At 65.5% G+C, this 16014-nt stretch carries 13 protein-coding genes; 4 read left to right on the top strand and 9 right to left on the bottom strand.

The window, feature by feature from the left end:
- Positions 1–27 precede the first annotated feature (27 nt).
- The 3 genes from V4U86_RS06750 to V4U86_RS06760 all read left to right on the top strand — a co-directional run bounded on the left by V4U86_RS06750 (position 28) and on the right by V4U86_RS06760 (position 4747).
- Positions 28–1731, top strand: coding sequence for an ABC transporter permease subunit (locus V4U86_RS06750; RefSeq protein WP_395310505.1), 1704 nt, complete (start codon positions 28–30; stop codon positions 1729–1731).
- Positions 1732–1794: 63 nt separating this feature from the next.
- A complete protein-coding gene (locus V4U86_RS06755) occupies positions 1795–3003 on the top strand; it encodes a PucR family transcriptional regulator (RefSeq protein ID WP_395310506.1) in 1209 nt (402 codons plus the stop codon).
- 166 nt (positions 3004–3169) lie between these two features.
- Positions 3170–4747 carry an L-serine ammonia-lyase, iron-sulfur-dependent, subunit alpha gene (locus V4U86_RS06760; RefSeq protein ID WP_395310507.1) on the top strand — a complete coding sequence of 526 codons (1578 nt, stop codon included), beginning with the start codon at positions 3170–3172 and terminating at the stop codon, positions 4745–4747.
- A 234-nt stretch (positions 4748–4981) separates the two neighbouring features.
- Here the strand turns inward: V4U86_RS06760 and V4U86_RS06765 are convergent, their stop codons facing one another.
- The 5 genes from V4U86_RS06765 to V4U86_RS06785 form a co-directional block, all read right to left on the bottom strand.
- Complete coding sequence (locus V4U86_RS06765; protein WP_395310508.1) at positions 4982–6655, bottom strand: dihydroxy-acid dehydratase; 1674 nt, start codon at positions 6653–6655, stop codon at positions 4982–4984.
- 32 nt (positions 6656–6687) lie between these two features.
- Positions 6688–7494, bottom strand: coding sequence for an amino acid ABC transporter ATP-binding protein (locus V4U86_RS06770; RefSeq protein WP_395310509.1), 807 nt, complete (start codon positions 7492–7494; stop codon positions 6688–6690).
- 19 nt (positions 7495–7513) lie between these two features.
- Positions 7514–8272, bottom strand: coding sequence for an amino acid ABC transporter permease (locus V4U86_RS06775; protein ID WP_395310510.1), 759 nt, complete (start codon positions 8270–8272; stop codon positions 7514–7516).
- A 4-nt stretch (positions 8273–8276) separates the two neighbouring features.
- Positions 8277–9041 carry a substrate-binding periplasmic protein gene (locus V4U86_RS06780; RefSeq protein ID WP_395310511.1) on the bottom strand — a complete coding sequence of 255 codons (765 nt, stop codon included), beginning with the start codon at positions 9039–9041 and terminating at the stop codon, positions 8277–8279.
- A 242-nt stretch (positions 9042–9283) separates the two neighbouring features.
- Entirely contained in the window at positions 9284–10465 is a 1182-nt protein-coding gene (locus tag V4U86_RS06785) for a mandelate racemase/muconate lactonizing enzyme family protein (protein ID WP_395310512.1), read from the bottom strand.
- Positions 10466–10640: 175 nt separating this feature from the next.
- Here V4U86_RS06785 and V4U86_RS06790 point away from each other — a divergent pair, with 175 nt between their 5' ends.
- Entirely contained in the window at positions 10641–11939 is a 1299-nt protein-coding gene (locus tag V4U86_RS06790) for a PucR family transcriptional regulator (RefSeq protein WP_395310513.1), read from the top strand.
- 13 nt (positions 11940–11952) lie between these two features.
- Here V4U86_RS06790 and V4U86_RS06795 read toward each other — a convergent pair whose 3' ends face one another.
- Genes V4U86_RS06795 through V4U86_RS06810 form a run of 4 tightly spaced genes read right to left on the bottom strand, consistent with a single transcriptional unit; the run spans position 11953 to position 15933 of the window.
- Complete coding sequence (locus V4U86_RS06795) at positions 11953–13395, bottom strand: NAD-dependent succinate-semialdehyde dehydrogenase (protein WP_395310514.1); 1443 nt, start codon at positions 13393–13395, stop codon at positions 11953–11955.
- Entirely contained in the window at positions 13392–14687 is a 1296-nt protein-coding gene (locus V4U86_RS06800) for an iron-containing alcohol dehydrogenase (protein WP_395310515.1), read from the bottom strand. Before V4U86_RS06800 ends, V4U86_RS06795 begins: the two co-directional genes overlap by 4 nt.
- Positions 14684–15709: an Ldh family oxidoreductase gene (locus V4U86_RS06805; protein ID WP_395310516.1), complete on the bottom strand. Its 1026-nt coding sequence runs from the start codon at positions 15707–15709 to the stop codon at positions 14684–14686. The genes V4U86_RS06800 and V4U86_RS06805 overlap by 4 nt, the downstream gene beginning before the upstream one ends.
- Before the next feature lie 5 nt (positions 15710–15714).
- Complete coding sequence (locus V4U86_RS06810) at positions 15715–15933, bottom strand: 2-hydroxymuconate tautomerase (RefSeq protein WP_395310517.1); 219 nt, start codon at positions 15931–15933, stop codon at positions 15715–15717.
- Positions 15934–16014 lie beyond the last annotated feature (81 nt).

The raw sequence follows: 16014 nt of genomic DNA on the forward strand, positions 1-16014 counted from the left end.
CCGCGGCCCGGCCACCGAGGAGTGTTGATGTTCGACTGGCGGTCCCGTGGGTTTGTCTCGGTGGTGGCTGGTGTGGTGTTGGTGTTGGGGTTGTCGGGGTGTGGGTCTGATTCTGATGCCGGCGAGAGCGGCGCGGATCAGGTTGTGCAGGTGGCGATTTCGCCTGCTCTGATGCCCTATGTCGCTGAAGAGAACGGCGAGCTGGTCGGTCTGGACGGGGAACTGTTCGCCAAGGCCGCCGACGAGCTGGGCCTGGAGGTCGAGGTCTCCACCGTGCAGTTCTCGGCGTTGCTGGCCGGGGTGCAGAGCGGCCGATTCGACGTCGGACTGGGTAACGTGGCATGGCGTCCCGACCGCGCCGCGGCCGGCGTGTTCACCGATCCGCCGTACTACTCTCCGATCGTGATGGCAGTGGCCCCGGGTCAGTCGTTCACCGACGTGGCCAGCCTGGAGGGCCACACCGTGGGGTCCTTGAGCGGCGACATCTTCGGCCCGGCGCTGCGCAGCATCCCGGGCACCGAGGTGCGGGCCTTCCCCGACATCAACGCCGCACTGGCCGATGTGATCGCCGGCCGCGTCGACGCCGCCGTCCTGGATCCGCTGACGGTGTCCTACTTCAAACAGCAGCGCCCGGATTCCGATTTCACCGTGCAGGCCATGGTGGTGCCCACCCTGGAACAGGTCGAGGCCAACCCCGCGTTGGAAGGGCTTCGGCCGTTCATGACCGGCTGGTACTCCAGCCAGGACAGCACCGAACTGTCTGAACAGCTGACCGAGAAGATCCGCGGCTACTACACCGACGGCACCCTCAACGACCTGGTCACCAAATGGGGCGCCGACCCGAAGACCATTTTGACCCCGGATCCGCAGTTCGCCGCTGAGCGGATAGCGGTGGACCGACCGCAGGATTGGGTTCCTCCGACCTACCGACAAGGCGGCGGTTCCACCGATCAGCCGACGGCCGGCCGGGCCGCGGCCGAGGCCGGTGGTCTGTTCGCCGTTCCTTGGTCGACCTATCGCGAAGCGTTGATCGAATCGGCAATCGTGACAATGCAACTCACCGTGGTGGGATTCACCCTGGCCTGCCTGGGCGGCATGGTGCTCGCCCTGCTGCGGCGCTCCCGCATCCGGATACTGCGCGCCCTGGCCGCCACCTACACCGAGGTGGTCAAGAACATTCCCCTGGTCACCACCATTTTCATCGTCTACTTCGGACTGGCCTCCATCGGCGTCAAATTCGACACCTTCACTGCCGGAGTCATCAGCTTGACGGTGTTCTACTCGGCCTACCTGTCCGAGATCTTCCGCGGCGGCCTCCAGGGCGTGCCACACGGCCAGAGCGAAGCCTCCTCGGCACTGGGCCTGACACCGGCCACCACCTTCTGGAAAGTGGTGGCTCCTCAAGCAGTTCGACTGGCCCTGCCGGGCAGCACCACCATGCTTGTCGACCTCCTCAAAGGCACCTCACTGCTGGTCACCATCGGCGGCGCCGAACTGATGACCGAAGGGTCCCTGATCGTCTCCGACACCTTCCAGGCCCTGGAGGTCTACCTGGTGATCGGCCTGATCTACCTGGCGATGTGCTGGCCGTTGTCTCAGCTGGCCCTGTGGCTAGAACGCACCCTGGACCGCGGCACCCCCCTGTCCCCACGACGACGCCGCGTCCAACGACTGGTCACCGAACTCGAGGCCACCGTCCCCCACCGCAGCGCCGCGGTCACCACCACCTGACCCCCCGAGGACCACCCCCATGACCACCAGGCGCCGCGCCGGCAAGCACCTCCGGGAGTTCCGGTGACAGAACCGCTGTACCAGGACGTCCAGGGGCTCCTCGATGAGCTCAGCGAATGGCTGGGGCGGTCGGTCTCCCTGGACGAACCCGACGGCACGCTCATCACCACCAGCCGCCACCACGGCGACGAGGATGACTACCGGCGCCACATACTGCTCAGCAGGTCGACAAGCGAGGGCGTCAAGCAGCACCTCGCAGCGTTCGACCTACTGAATTCCACGGTGCCGGTGCGTATTCCGGCCCTGGCTGCCGAGAGTTTCCGCAGCCGGGTGTGCTATCCGGTCAGGTCCGAGAAGGAGTGTGTGGGTCTGCTCTGGGTATTCGACGACGGCTTGACGGTGCCGGACAACCGGATCATCGCGGTGTGCCGTCAACTCGCGGTATCGCTGCAACGGCGGCGACAGGTCAGGGAATTGTCCCGGGCGCCGCGCAAGGAAGTGCTCGAGCGTGCGATCGAGTCCGACGAGGCGGTCACGGGCCTGCTGGACCGGCATCGGCAGGCCCGCGGTGACCTCTGTCAGGTTGCGGTGGCCGCACGCCGCGGCCAGGGCGAGACCACGGCCCGTATCGCGGTCGGGCTGGCACAAGCCTTCACGGCCTACCTCAACGGCGCGCACAGCAATGCGGTCGTGGGTACGCCCATCGAGGCCCGCGGTGTGTCCGGTGCGGTGGTACTGGGGCCGATGGCGGCAGGTGACGCTGATCCTGCTGGGCTGGAACGCTTTTCCAATCTGGTATCGGCGTATGCGCCATCGGCGGGCACCGTCGGACTGAGCAGGGTGGGCCACGTCGACGACATCCGGGACGCCTTCGCCGAAGCGGTGCTGGCATCGGTGCTCGGCGAGGCGCTGTTCCCGGGGGTACCGATCCTGCCGGCGGCGGACCTAGGCGCGCTGACCGACCTGATCCGCATCATCGATTCCATCCGGGTACCCGGTCTCCAGGCTCTGCGTACGCTGCTCGCGGATCCGGCGGCGTTTACCACGCTGCGGGTCTTCCTGGAGAACGGCGGCGACACCGCGATGACGTCACGCGAACTGTCCATCCATCGGACCACGCTGTACTACCGGATCAACCGGATCTCCGAGCAGACCGGCCTGGACCTCGCGGACGGGCGGAACCGGACGCTGGCGCACCTGATGGTGGCCGCGCACCTGCTGGCCGCGGATCCGGTGGTCTCGGCGAATGCGCGATCCTCCTACGGGCGCTGAAGGTCCGTGCCGGAAAGATCCTACGGCGGTCGGAAGAGAAGGCCGGTGGGAACTGACATCCTGGTGGGAAGCCGAATCGACAGCCCCGAATCGGCCGGCGTGCGGTCAGTAACGCACGCGCGCGCAGCCGGTGACGTCCCGGCTGTACCTGAAAGGAGACCACCTCGTGCAGTCCTTGGGATCTATCTTCAACCACGCCCTGGGGCCGGTGACATACGGCCCGTCGAGTTCGAACACCGCAGGCACCAACCGTATCGGATACGCGTGCCGCCAGATCTTCGGTGGGCAGCCCAGCCGGGTGGTGATCGAGTTCTCCCAATCGGGGGCGTTCCCGGCGACCTACCGTGGGATGAAGAGCGATGTCGCGTTCACCGACGGGTTGAACGGGCACCTCTATGACCGCGACGTCCTGCAGGATCCGTCGCGGCAGATCCACGAAAGTGCGTTTCCTGTCAGCTTCGCCATTGTCCCCGATGTCTTCTCACCCTGTATCGAGGCTGCCCGGTTCCGGATCTTCGACGATGTGGGCCGCGAGGTCACCATCCTCGCCGACTCCGTGGGCGGCGGTGACATACGTATCCACCGGATCGACGGCCAGAGCATCAGCGTCAACGGCCTGTATCCGGAAGCGCTTGTGCTGCTTAAGGAACTGTCCTCGGGTGCCCGGGCCGACCTGACCACGGCGCTGGGGATGATCGGGTCCCTCAGCGTTGTCGCCGAGGCAGACGGGTCGGTGGTCCAGGTGCGGGCGCCGCACGGATTCTCATCCGCTTTACGCGGGCAGCTCGAGGGCCTGGTCCGCGAGCACGATCCCCAGGCGGCGGTCCGCTACCTCGAGGCGGTGTATCCGGTTGCGGCAGTCAACGAGTCGTTGTTCGACAACATGGTCGGCACATCGGCCTACTGCGCCGAGCACGGCGTGTCTCTCGGTGAAGCCGCCATCCGCTATGAACAACACGTCTCGGGTCGCAGCCGCGAAGAGGTGGAAGCTTATGCACTCAAGCTGTTGTCGCTGATGCGGTCAGCCGTGCAACTCGGTCTCGAGACCGACGATCCCATCGACGGGGTGGTCGGCAGGCACGCCTCGACGTTCCTGGAGACCGCCAGGAACCGGATGGATCTCGGCTTCCTGACTCTCGGTATGGCCTACGCTCAAGCGGTCATGGAACACAGCAACACCGGCAAGGTGATCGTCTGCGCTCCGACGGGTGGGGCGACAGGTATTCTGCCGGCGACGCTGGTCGGTTACGCAGATCAGTACCAGGTCAGCGATGCGGATCTGGTCAAGCCTCTGATGGCCGCAGGGCTCCTCGGAATCCTGATGACCCGCTTCGGGAATACCTTCAACGGCACCGATCTGGGTTGCCAGGTGGAGGTCGGGTGCGCCGCGGCCATGTCGGCGGCTGCGCTGACCGAGCTGCTCGACGGGCTCCCGGCGCAGGCGTTCAATGCCGCGGCCATCGCGATGCAGTGCAACATGGGCATCGTCTGTGATCCCGTCGGGGGACTGGTCCAGGCACCGTGTATCCAGCGCAACGCAAACGGGGTCGGGACCGCGACCACCTCGGCGCTGATGGCGGTGACCGGTTTCGACCCGGTGATCCCCTTTGACGAATCCTTCGAAGCCGCTGTGCAACTGGGCAAGGATTTCCCGCCGTCCATGAAGGGCAGCAGCTGCGCAGGCCTGTGCGGGACGCCGACGGCCCAGCGCATCACGCTCCAGCTGAGCGCTCCCAAGACGTGATCACCCGGGCGGGGGAGTGATCAGCCCCGTCTCTTGCGAACCGCCGAACACGAGAACCTCGATCTCCCAGGGGAGATCGAGGTTCTCGTGTTGGGTCCTGAAAGGGGTGTCGACGGAGTTCGAAGCCCTCGAGGTGATAGCCGCGGCGGGTCTCGATCGTGGAGCCCAGGACGCCACCGGCGAGAAAACCGTCGAGCGGACCCGTGGCGGGTCCGCTCGACGGTTCGGGGCAGGTCAGGGCTTGGCCTGCAGCACGGCTCCCTCCCGCAACGGCGTCACCAGGGTGCGGTAGAAGGCGAGCCAGCCGCGCTGATAGGTACCCTCAGTCGGGGCGAGCTGGTCCAGACGCTCCCGGCGGGCGGCGAGTTCGGAGTCCGACACCGCCAGTTCGAGCCGGCGGCCAACCAGGTCGATCTCCACCTGGTCCCCGGTCTCCACCAGGGCAATGGGACCCCCCTCAGCCGCCTCGGGCATCACTCCGCCGACGGCGATGCCGTGGTTCAGGCCGGAGAGTTCACCATCGGTCACCACGGCGACCACTCCGCCCAGCCCGGCCCCGAATAGTGCGGCGACGAAGCTGGCGGACATCACCGTGCCGGGGCCGCCTTTCGGGCCGCCGCCGCGCAGCACCACCACGTCGCCGGCCACGATGCCGCCGACGGCGAGACTGGCCTGGGCATCCTCACCGGAGTCGAAGACCTTGGCCGGTCCGGTGAAACAGAGTTCGGCGTCGCCAAACGCCCCAACCTTCACCACCGCGCCAAGGGGGGCCAGAGACCCGCGGACCAGGGTCAGGCCCGACTCCGGGGAGTAGGCCTGATCGATACTGCGCACCACGTCGGCGTCGATGGGCTCGAACTGTTCAATCAGCTCCCGGGTCGACTGTCCCGAAACCCCCACGTGGTCGAGGTCGAGCCTGTCGGCCAGTCGCGCCAACACTGCCTGCACCCCACCGGCCCGCTCGAAATCGTCGATCTCGTGACTGCCGTTCGGCTGGATCGCGGCGATCATCGGCGTTTTCGGCGACAGCTCCTCGATGAGCGCGAAGATGTCGATGTCCAGTCCGGCCTCGGTGGCGATGGCCTGCAGGTGACGCGGTGAGTTGACCGAACCGCTGATCGCCAGGTCGACGATGACGGCGTTGGTCAGCGCGGCCTCGGTGAGGATGTCACGGGGCTTGAGGTCCTCTCGGATTAGTTCGACGATGCGGCGACCCGCGGCGCGGGCGTTCTCCCGCATCCGCTCACTGCCTGCCAGGACAGGCGCGGCGAAGGGCAGCGTCATCCCCATCACCTCTGCCAGCGAGTGCATGGTGTTCGCCGTTCCCAGCCCGGCGCACACACCGGGGGTGGTGATCGAGTTGTCGGCCAACTCTCGCAGTTCGTCGAGACTGATCTTGTTGGCCGCGTACGCCCCCGACGCCTCGAATGCGTCGATGATGTTGACCTTCTTGCCTGCGCAGTGGCCGCCGGCCTGATAGCCGCCGATCACCAGGATGGTCGGAACGTTTATCCGGCCCGCGGCCATCATGTGGGCGGGCGCGGTCTTGTCGCAGCTGCTCAGGCAGATCATGCCGTCGAGCATGCCGCCTTCCACGGCCACCTCGATGTCATTGACCATCAGGTCCCGGGATGGCAGCAGATAGCGCCCCTGATGTCCCATGGCGGTCATGAAATCGCTTGGTGCACAGGTACGTATCTCGAACGGCAACCCGCCGGCCTCCCGGACTGCATCGGCCACGTCAATGGCGAGCTGGTCGATGTGCGAGAAGCACGACGACAGCTGTGAGGACGAGTTCACCACCGCGATCTTGGGTTTGTGGTACTCGTCGGGCGAGATACCCATCGCCCCCCACTGTGCACGCTGCACCACCCATTTGGTGCTACCGACAACGAGGTCACTTCGCATGAATTCTGTCTTTCTCCAGTACTTTCGGATGTTTACCGGCTTGCCCGGGCGCGGTGCTCTTTGAAGAATGCTTGTGCTGCAGGGTGTTGGGGGTTGCGCATGGTGTGGTGCGGGGGTCCCTGTTCGGCGATGACGCCGTCGGCCATGAAGATCACGACATCGGAGATGTCCTCGGCGAACTGGAGTTCGTGGGTGACGATGACCATGGTCATGCCGGTGTGGCTGATGCGTTTGATCATGCGCAGGACATCATTGGTCGACTCGGGGTCCAGGGCTGAGGTGGGTTCGTCGAAGAGCAGGATGTCAGGTTGGCTGCCGAGTGCGCGAGCGATGGCGACGCGTTGTTGTTGCCCGCCGGAGAGGGTTTTCGGCAGTGCCAGTGCTTTATCCCGGAGCCCTACCTCGTCGAGCAGTTCCAGAGTTCGGGTGTATGCCTGCTTCTCGGGGACATGGCCGCCGCTGATCATGGGCATGGCGACGTTTTCGGCTACCGTCAGGTGCGGGAAGATGTTGAAGTTCTGGAACAGCATGCCCATTTCGCGTCGGTACTTGGCCATATCGCGCCGGCGTTTGAGGGTGCCGTTGTCGAAGATGGGGTTGCCGTGCACCTCGATGAGCCCGCTTGTGGGTGCCTCGAGCAGGTTGAGGCAGCGAAGCAGGGTGCTCTTGCCGCTGCCGCTCTTACCGAGGATCGTGACGACCTGAGCTTTGGTGATGTCCAGGTCGACGCCGCGCAACACGTGGTTGTCGCCGAAGGTCTTGGTCAGCTTGCGGACTCGGATCGCGGTAGTCGAATAATGTTCTCGCGGTGTCTCAATGGTGTTCATGGTGGTGGTCATGGGGGTGGTCCTCGGGGGGTCAGGTGGTGGTGACCGCGGCGCTGCGGTGGGGGACGGTGGCCTCGAGTTCGGTGACCAGTCGTTGGACGCGGCGTCGTCGTGGGGACAGGGGGGTGCCGCGGTCCAGGGTGCGTTCTAGCCACAGGGCCAGCTGAGACAACGGCCAGCACATCGCCAGGTAGATCAGGCCGATCACCAGGTAGACCTCCAGGGCCTGGAAGGTGTCGGAGACGATCAGGGACCCTTCGGTCATCAGTTCGGCGCCGCCGATGGTGACCAGCAGTGAGGTGCCTTTGAGGAGGTCGACAAGCATGGTGGTGCTGCCCGGCAGGGCCAGTCGAACTGCTTGAGGAGCCACCACTTTCCAGAAGGTGGTGGCCGGTGTCAGGCCCAGTGCCGAGGAGGCTTCGCTCTGGCCGTGTGGCACGCCCTGGAGGCCGCCGCGGAAGATCTCGGACAGGTAGGCCGAGTAGAACACCGTCAAGCTGATGACTCCGGCAGTGAAGGTGTCGAATTTGACGCCGATGGAGGCCAGTCCGAAGTAGACGATGAAAATGGTGGTGACCAGGGGAATGTTCTTGACCACCTCGGTGTAGGTGGCGGCCAGGGCGCGCAGTATCCGGATGCGGGAGCGCCGCAGCAGGGCGAGCACCATGCCGCCCAGGCAGGCCAGGGTGAATCCCACCACGGTGAGTTGCATTGTCACGATTGCCGATTCGATCAACGGTTCGCGATAGGTCGACCAAGGAACGGCGAACAGACCATCAGCCAGTGTCATCGATCTACTCCTCGAAGGTCGGAGGGGTCCAGCCCTGCGGTCGGTCCACTGCTATCCGCTCAGCGGCGAACTGCGGATCCGGGGTCAAGGTGGTCTTTGGGTCGGCGCCCCATTTGGTGACCAGGTCGTTGAGGGTGCCGTCGGTGTAGTAGCCGCGGATCTTCTCGGTCAGCTGTTCAGACAGTTCGGTGCTGTCCTGGCTGGAGTACCAGCCGGTCATGAACGGCCGAAGCCCTTCCAACGCGGGGTTGGCCTCGACCTGTTCCAGGGTGGGCACCACCATGGCCTGCACGGTGAAATCGGAATCCGGGCGCTGCTGTTTGAAGTAGGACACCGTCAGCGGATCCAGGACGGCGGCGTCGACGCGGCCGGCGATCACATCGGCCAGTGCGGCGTTGATGTCGGGGAAGGCCCGCACCTCGGTGCCCGGGATGCTGCGCAGCGCCGGGCCGAAGATGTCGCCGCTCAAGGACCCCACGGTGTGGCCCTCCAGGCTGGCCACGTCGGTGAACGACTGACCCGGGGCCACTGCCATCACGATCGGGGAGTAGTACGGCGGATCGGTGAACACGCCGGCCGCGGCGCGGTCGGGACGCCATGCCACGTTACCCAGTCCGACGTCGAATCGGCCGCTCTGCACCCCGGCCAGCAACGCCGAGAACTGCACGGTGGAGACCTCGACCTCCAGGCCCAGCTCGTCGGCGGCCTTGGCGAACAGTTCCCCGTCCAGACCGACCAGCTCGCCGTTCTCTTCAGCGACATAGGGCATCAGAGCAGGCGAAATCGCCACCTGCACAACCTGATCCGCGCCGCTCTCGCCGGCATCAGAATCAGACCCACACCCCGACAACCCCAACACCAACACCACACCAGCCACCACCGAGACAAACCCACGGCCGGTACAGTTGCCCAACTTGAGCATTCTTCCTCCTGAGATGAGACGTCGACTCCGTCGACGAATGATGTGTTGAAAACGCAGCCTCATAGCTGCGTTCAAGATCTTGTGATGAATCAGAACCGGGGGAGCCGGTTGTACAGCCCGTTGTTGCCACGGCTGATCGACACACTGGGTCCCTCGTCCAGGAACAGCCGGTGCAGGTGCTCGAGGGCGTCGGGAACAAGGGTGACGCCCAAACCGGCGCCCTCCGGAACTCGAATCACGTTGTTGCGCGGCACGATGATGTCCTCGGCGACCACGTCGAACGGCTGCCAGCGACCCAGTGTCTGATGTGGGCCGCGCATGTTGGGCAGTGCGGCACCCAGGTGCAGATAGGCCGCGGTCATAACACCTGTGTCGCCGGAGTAGGCCCAGAAGTCCCGGCCCATGACGTCACAGGCATTGGCGAATCGAATGGTCTCGCGGATACCGCCGAGCCTGGCGACGTTGGCGACGAACGCGTCGGGAGCTCCCGCCGCCACGGCCCGCGGCAGGTCGATCTCGTGGGTAGAGAACGGAATGTAGGTGTGCTCACGCAGGCGGGCCATGTTCTCGAACCCGAAGACCGGATCCTCGATGCCCGCGATGCGCAGCGCCTCGAGGTCGCGGACCAGCGACCGTGCCGTGGCGAGCGTCCAGCCGTAGTTGGCGTCGATGCGGATCTGCACGTCTGGGCCCAGCCCGTCGCGGAGTGCCGAGAGCAGCGCGATGTCCTCGCGCACGGACCGCAGGGCGACCTTCCCCTCGAAATAAGTGGAGCCGTGCTGTTCTTTCTGTGCGATGCAGTGATCGACGATGGCCTCGATGGAGGTTTGGCTCTGGTCTCCGTCGAGATCGATTCGGTAGGTGAAGAACTCGGTGAACTCGATATCGCGTCGGACCGCACCGCCGAGCAACTGGTACAGGGGCACGCCGAGGGCCTTGGCCTTGATGTCCCAGAGGGCGAGTTCGACGCCACCGAAGGCCTGGGCCAGGCCGCCGTCCATGAAGTTCAGCGCCGAACGCCATTCGGGGAATGACGACTGCTCGGCGTGCGTCAGGTCGAAGGGGTCCGTACCGACGAGTGCCGGCGCCAACACCTTGTCGATCAAGGCGGCATGCGACGACGACGGCGCCTCGCCCAGGCCCACGAGCCCCTCGTCGGTGACCACCTCGATGATCGTCCGGTGGAAACCGAAGTTGTTTCCGACGCACCATTCGTAGCCGGGGGTGATGGGAATGTTGATTGGGGTGGCCTTGATGGCCGAGATCTTCATCAGTGGGATACCTCTCAGACTTCAACTGTTCAAGCTCGTGGCTCTTGGTGGTAAAGCCTGCATGTGGGCGGAGGGGTAAAGCATCCTCACGGATGTGCACATCTGGGCGTTTCTATGCGAACAGTTGATGACGATTCACGCTGCGGACCGTGACGCCAGGCACTACTATCGGCCGATGCCGAGCTCGTCCGAAACCGCGTCCACGACCCGTGCTGCTACAGGTTCCAATGACGAGCTCCAGGACCTGGTGGACGCCTGGTCGGTCCGGCTGGGCCGGTCCGTGGCCATCGACGATCCCAACTTCAACTTTCTTGCCGTCAGCGCCCACTTCGGTGATGAAGACCCGATCCGGGTGTGGGCGGTCTTGAACCGAGGACTGGACGAACGGCCCCCCGAACGGTTCGACCCCGATCAGATCACCGCCCTATTGCGGGCGCGGGACCACTTCCTGCGGCTACGGATCACCGAGTTCACCGAGGCCACATGGATTCCCGGGGTCGACGAAATCGGATTGTTTCCCCGCCTCATCGTGCCGATCCGCCATCACGGGGTGAGGCTGGGACAACTGGCGCTCGTGGACAGGACACAAAGTCTCGGCGACAACGAGATCAAGCTGGCAGAAGAGGCCGCGGTCGAAGCCGGGCTGGTGCTGTACCGGCGTCTGGTGATGCGCGAGCGTCGTCAGAACCAGTACGAGGCGGTGTTGCGTGATCTGTTCTCCGATGACGAGATGGCTCGGGTCCAGGCTGCGTACGAGACAGTCGACGACATGCTCGTCACCACGCCGGGTGAGGCCGCAGTACTTGTCGCGCGACTGAGCACCACCCAGGGGTTGGACCGGGAGAGCCTGTATGGCGCCATCGACCGCTGTCTGCGCGCCGAACCGCGGGGCAGCACCCTATTCATGGTCCGTGGGCGTCAGGTCGCGGTGCTGCTCGCCGGTCTGGGGCCGGACAGCCCGCGGCCCACCCAGTTGGCCATGCGCTTGCTCGATGCCATTGACGCAACGACGGATTCCCTGGTGTGTACGGTCGGAATAGGCGGTCAGGTGACCCGCATCTCCGACAGCCACAGCAGCTACCAACAGGCCACTCTTGCTGCACAGGCCTGCGGTCTGCTTCCGACGGCGTCACGGGTGGCCACGTGGGACGAATTGGGCGTATACGCGACGCTCATGAGCCTGCCGGCGGGAGACCTCAGCGACCGGATGATCCCGGAGGCCGTGCACCGGTTGCAGGCCCAGAGCGACCCCACCGATCTGCTGCACACAGCAGAGGTTTACCTGGATTGCGCCTGTGATTCTCGGCGTGCAGCCGACAAGCTCTACATCCACCGGTCGTCGCTATATCACCGGCTGGCCCGGATAGAGAAGATCGCCTCCGTCAGTTTCAGCGACGGAGGCGACCGACTGAACCTTCATCTGGGAATCAAGCTGGCCCGGGTGGTGGAGTCTTATCGCGTGGCGTCGCACTGACACCCGGGATAGCTCACCAATCCACGGCGATGTACTTGGTTTCGGTGAACTCGAGCATGCCGTGGTGGCCGCCCTCGCGGCCGAGGCCGGATTGCTTGACACCCCCGAACGGGGCGGCCGGATCGGAGACCAACCCACGGTTGACCGCCACCATGCCGCTTTCCAGCCGTTCCGCCACCTGCAGGCCCTTGGCCAGGTCACCGCTGTAGACGTAGGCGCTCAGGCCGTACTCGGTGTCGTTGGCCGCAGAGATGACGTCCTCGACGTCGTCGAAGGGGATGAGTGCCGCCACCGGGCCGAAGATCTCCTCGCTGGCCAGCCTGGAGTCCGGCCGTACGTTGGCCAGCACGGTCGGGGGAAAGTAGTAACCGGGCCGCTCCGGTGCTGCCCCGCCGGTCAATACCTCGGCGCCGAGATGCTGTGCGTCGGTAACCAGTTCGCGGACCTTCGCGACGCTGCGTTCGTCGACCAGCGGCCCGCACTGTGTGCTCTCGTCGGTCCCGGGGCCCACCTGGAGACCCGCGAACCGTTGCGCCAACCTGGATGCGAAGACGTCGTGCAGGGACCGGTGCACGTATATGCGGTTGGCGGCGGTGCATGCCTGCCCGCCGTTGCGCATCTTGGCCACCATCACACCGTCGAGTGCCTTGTCGACATCGGCGTCGGGCAACACGATGAACGGTGCGTTGCCGCCGAGCTCCATCGCGCATTTGAGCACCCGCTGGGAAGCCTCACGCAGCAGTAATCGGCCTACCTCCGTGGAGCCGGTGAACGACAATTTGCGCACCTTTGGATGGCGCATCATCGTAGCTGTCACCTCGGCGTTGTCGCTGGTGGTGACGACGTTGACCACACCGTCGGGAACACCGGCCTGTGTCATCAGGTCTGCGACCGCGTAGGCGGTCAACGGGGTGGTAGTGGCGGGTTTCAGAACGGCCGTACAGCCGGCGGCCAGGGCCGGGGCCAGCTTGCGGGTGGCCATCGCGGCCGGGAAGTTCCACGGCGTCACGAGGAGACACACGCCGATGGGTTGGTGCTGCACCATGATCCGGTTCGCACCCGAGGGCGCCAGGGAAATCTCGCCGAGCAACCGCACGGCTTCCTCCGAGTACCACCGGAAGAACTCTGCGGCGTAGCTCACTTCACCACGGGCATCGGCGAGAGACTTACCGTTCTCCAGCGAGATCAAATAGGCCAGTTGTTCGGCGTGCTCGGTCATCAATTCGTAGGCGCGGCGCAGGATTTCGGCCCGCTGCCGCGGTGAGGTGGCGGCCCACTGAGGCAATGCCGCGGTGGCGGCATCGACGGCTGCGGTCCCGTCCTCAGGGGAGGCGTCCGCCACGGTGGTGATGACGGTGCCGTCGGACGGATTGATGACCTCGATACGGTCGCGGTGGCCCGGGGTCCAGACCCCGCCGATGAAGAGGTCGTTGCGGCGGGTGACTGAGGTGGTCAACGTAGGTCTCCTGATGAGGGGGGATCGGGGATGGTTCGGTCACCCTGGAACGCTCGGGTGACGATGGAGAGCATGGCCGTGACATCGAGTGGGACGGGGTTGTTGTCGACCAGTCGGCGAGCCTGCAGACCCTGTTCGGCGATCCACGCCAGGTCGGCTTTCTTTACCCCAAGTTCGGCGATGGAGGGAACGGCGAGTCCGTCGACCAGGGCGTCGAGTCGCTCGATCGCCGTCACCGCGTCCCGCCACGGATCGGTCCCCGTCGCGACGCCGAGCGCCTGGGCGATGGTGGCGAATTCCGGCACGCGCGCGGGCAGGTTGAACCGGGTGACGTAGGGCAGCAGCGCGCCAACCCCGTAGCCGTGCGGGGTGTGGGTGGCGGACCCGATGGGGTACTGCAGCGCGTGGGCCGCCGACGTGCCGCCGGTGGCCATCGCGATCCCGCCGAGCAGTGAGCCCATCATGACGTCACTGCGGGCGGTGGCGTTGCCGGGCTGACGCTGGGCGGTCAGCAGGCTACGACCCATCAGGGTCAACCCTTCGCGTGCCGCCTGGTCGCTGAACAACGACTTCCCGACAAAGACCCGCGTGGTGCTCAGATCCGCGGTGGCAGGGCGTTTGATAGCGGTGAAGGACTCCACCATGTGCACCACGGCATCTATTCCGGACGCGGCCGTCAGGGATGCGGGGCAGGTGTAGGTCAGCTCCGGATCACAGACAGCCGCGTGTGGCACCAGGTATGGACTGGAAATACCGACCTTCATGGCCCGTTCCGGGTCGGAGACCACCGCCACCGGTGTCACCTCCGAACCGGTTCCGGCAGTGGTGGGGATCGCGATGACCGGAACCGTGGGACCCGGTACGTTGTTCTCGCCGTAGAAGTCCGCGGGTGTGCCGCCGTGTGCCAACAGCAGAGCCACGACTTTGCCCATGTCGATGCAGCTGCCACCGCCGAGGGCGAGCACGGCGTCGACGGGCCGGTGGGCGATCTCGGCCAGGCAGTCCATGATGCCGGCGACCGGCAGTTCGGGTTCGGTGCGGTCGAAGACGTGGACGGCGACACCGGCGGCATCGAGATCGGCGGTCAGTTCGGCCAACTCAGCGGAGCCGCCCAACCGAGCGTCGGTGCACACCAGGATGTTCGAACCGAGACCGGCGGCGATCTCACCCACCGATCGGCGTTGGCCGGCGCCGAAGAGGACGGTGCGGGGGAGGCGTAGCACTCCGAATATTGCTGCTTCACTGGGGATTTCGTCCCGGATCCGCGCAGGATCGGTCGCGAGGGAGCTCATCGGCTGCCTTTCTGTTCGTGAGCGAGCGAGGTGATCTGGCGCCAGAGGTCCACGGGTAGGTGAAGGCCGCCGGTTTCGGCGGCTGCGCGGCGGATGTCGGACTGATCTCCGGGTATCCGGACCGGCGCGGCGGGTTCGGCCGGCGGCGAGGACCGCACCTCGTCGAGGTAGTGCGAGATCTCGCGGCTGTGGTGGGCCTCGGCGACGATGAAGACGTCACCTTTGTTGGCGGGATGGATCGAATCCAGCGTGCCCGCGACGCTGGTGCCCAGGGCGGCACCCGTCAAGGCCGTGACCAGGACCTCGAACGCCAGGCCTAGGCCGTAGCCCTTGGGGCCGCCGAACGGGGCGATGGCGCCTCGTATGGCCGACTGCGCGTCGGTGGTGGGTTCCCCGTGTTCATCAAGGGCCCATCCCGGCTGCAGTGGTGCACCGCGCAGGGCATGATCGTGGATCTTGCCCATCGACACCGACGAGGTGGCCATGTCGAAAACCAGTGGCCTCGGGTCGGCGGGAACCCCGATGGCGATGGGATTGGAGCCGACCATGGCCTTTCGGCCACCGTAGGGGTGCATCAGCGCCTCGCTGGTGGTCAGAACAACGCAGGTGAGCCCGTCGGCGGCAACTCTACGGGCATACCAAGCCAGCATCCCCAGGTGGTTGGTAGCGTGCACGGCAGCTGCAGCGATACCGCTGCCGCTTCTGCACCGTTGTGAAATCGCCTGTAGGGCATGCCAACCGACCACTGGTCCCAGTCCATTGCGCCCGTCCACCGAGGCCAGGGCGGAGCCACGCCACTGCAGATCACCGGTGGTCACCGGGTCGGTGACCCCGTTGCGGATCCGTTCAATCACCCGGGGCAGACGCAGGAGGCCGTGCGAGGGCAGCCCGCGTGCTTCCGCGTCGACCAGCAGATCTGCCTGCAGTCCGGCGTGCGCATCCGGGACGCCGACTTCACGCAGTGCGTTCACCGTTGTCTGCCAGGCATCCTGGACGCTGACGGTGAGTAGGGAGGTGGTCACCGTTCTCACCGCGCCGCTGAGTTGTCGGAAGTGTCGTGACCGGATTCGGCCCCCAGCACCCCACCCACCGCCACCGTGGCCGGGGAGCGTTCGTTCAGATGGATGGTCACCAAGTCTGGCGGTACGCCCAACGAGTCGGAAACCGCCGCGGTGACTCGGCTGACCAGGTGCTGCTTCTGTTCAGCGGTACGACCGCGAAACATATCGATCTCGACGAGCGGCATGAAATACCCTTCTGTGCTTCGCTGTTCAAAACGATGAGGTGGTGACGGAGCCTCGGACCGATGGGTGTGTCGGCCAGACGA

The organism is Mycobacterium sp. AMU20-3851 (genome assembly GCF_043974665.1).
Classification (GTDB): domain Bacteria; phylum Actinomycetota; class Actinomycetes; order Mycobacteriales; family Mycobacteriaceae; genus Mycobacterium.